Origin of the sequence: Hymenobacter sp. AT01-02, from assembly GCF_000961955.2 — a bacterium.
GTDB classification, from domain to species: Bacteria; Bacteroidota; Bacteroidia; order Cytophagales; family Hymenobacteraceae; genus Hymenobacter; species Hymenobacter mucosus.
The window spans coordinates 1-1,494 of the sequence record NZ_JZIR02000256.1 but is presented as its reverse complement, the minus strand read 5'-3'; the positions used below and the strand labels follow the sequence as shown (position 1 = coordinate 1,494).

2 protein-coding genes are annotated in these 1,494 nt (G+C 47.5%); one reads left to right on the top strand and one right to left on the bottom strand.

Going from position 1 to position 1,494, the window contains the following annotated elements; genetic code table 11:
- Positions 1-315: 315 nt before the first annotated feature.
- Entirely contained in the window at positions 316-690 is a 375-nt protein-coding gene (locus VI25_RS22990) for a hypothetical protein (RefSeq protein WP_055562984.1), read from the bottom strand.
- A 547-nt stretch (positions 691-1,237) separates the two neighbouring features.
- Between VI25_RS22990 and VI25_RS22980 the strand changes: the two genes are divergently transcribed.
- Positions 1,238-1,459 carry a ParA family protein gene (locus tag VI25_RS22980; protein ID WP_055562982.1) on the top strand — a complete coding sequence of 74 codons (222 nt, stop codon included), beginning with the start codon at positions 1,238-1,240 and terminating at the stop codon, positions 1,457-1,459.
- Positions 1,460-1,494 lie beyond the last annotated feature (35 nt).

Below are 1,494 nucleotides of genomic sequence, written 5' to 3'. Positions count from 1 at the left end.
AGTCATGCGGTGGACCTCTACGGCGGTAGTCAACTCTAAGTAGGTAGTTTGGCTATAGCGGACGGTGCCGGTAGGGTACAATGCACTGAATTGCTCCATCATGCTGTGAAGCTACGTAAGGCCTGGAAGTGTACAAAAGCTAGTGTCACACTTTCACTTGTGCTAATGCCCCTCACGGAAACAGTCCTTAATGTAATCGGTGTTATAGTGGACAACTCGAAAAAGTTCTGGTTTTGACCTTGTTGGCGGGGCGCTGCCGGCATGATACTTCGGCGGGAAAGCAGGCCTCTAGTAGGAGATTCACGAAATGCATCCCTAAACGGAAGGGCTTTTCTGCTGCCAGTAAGTAGCGTATTCAGCTGCTAGCATTCCTCCTGGAATAAATCGGTCTGGAGAGGCGCCATAGGTGTGAACAGCAAAATTCACGGCTTCCTCAACCGAGTCAAATACGGCACTCTCTTCAGCATCAGGGTCCAGAAGGGAGAACTCGGGGACTTGCTGCCAATGTTCATCGCCTTCATCGAACGATTCCACATAATTGACGCTATACTGGTGCCGGTCCTCTTGCGCTAGATAAATCCACTTTATGACCGTGTAATCATCTTCATTAGTGTAGCCTATCCATTGTTCGGCTTCCTTGCCGATGTGAAGCCGGGCCTGTAATTCTAAACGAGAAAGGTACAATGCCATGAGCGCAACAATGATAGTTGTTCAAGAAATGGTGCTTAAAGTAAGGCATTAGTGGCTCTTTACATACCAATCCCACCGCTGCGGCTGTGCTGCTGCCCGATTTATTGGATACGCTGCTGGGCCACCTAGCGTTGAGCTCTTTCACTAAGCTATAGAAGCACTTTGCCTCTTATTGCTGAATTCACCTTACCTCTATCTCTGCTGCAGGTGTGGTGAGTTACAAATGAATCTTCCTAGATAGCCGTCGAGGTGATGATGGAAAGAGATTGTAAGCAACTGGCATTATTATGCTTCGTTGCTGAACATAACAATTTGGCTTTCAGGGTCAAACAGCACTCTAGAAACAGTAGTGCGCTTCCTCTACTTGTTCGACTTCCTAAACTTCCCAAACTTCTACAAGAATATTAACTTCCTAAAGAAGTTAAGAAAGTTTGACATGTTTAACTTCTGCAAGAAGTTTGGCATACCCAACTTCTTAGGCGTGCTCAGGAATTAGAGGAAGTTTAAATTCTCTATTATTGCTTTCAGATCAAGCCTGCGTTGTCCTATGAAGATTATCGTATTTGCCAACCACAAGGGAGGAGTGGGGAAGACAACCTCCACGCTCAGTGTGGCTCAGACACTGGCACGTGATGGCCATCGCGTGTTACTCATCGACTGCGATGCCCAGCGCAATTTGTCGTTAGCTTTTCGTTTGCCCGCAGGGTACCCGGATCTCGGCTTGGTGTTGGAGAAGAAGCGCAACTGGCTGATATCGTTTTGGCAGTAGAAGAGCACTTACACTTGGTCGCTGCTACGCCAGAC

Excerpts from the sequence above, each read along its gene's own strand:
- VI25_RS22990 (WP_055562984.1), bottom strand. The coding sequence starts at position 690 with ATGGCATTGTACCTTTCTCGTTTAGAATTACAGGCCCGGCTTCACATC.
- VI25_RS22980 (WP_055562982.1), top strand. The coding sequence starts at position 1,238 with ATGAAGATTATCGTATTTGCCAACCACAAGGGAGGAGTGGGGAAGACA.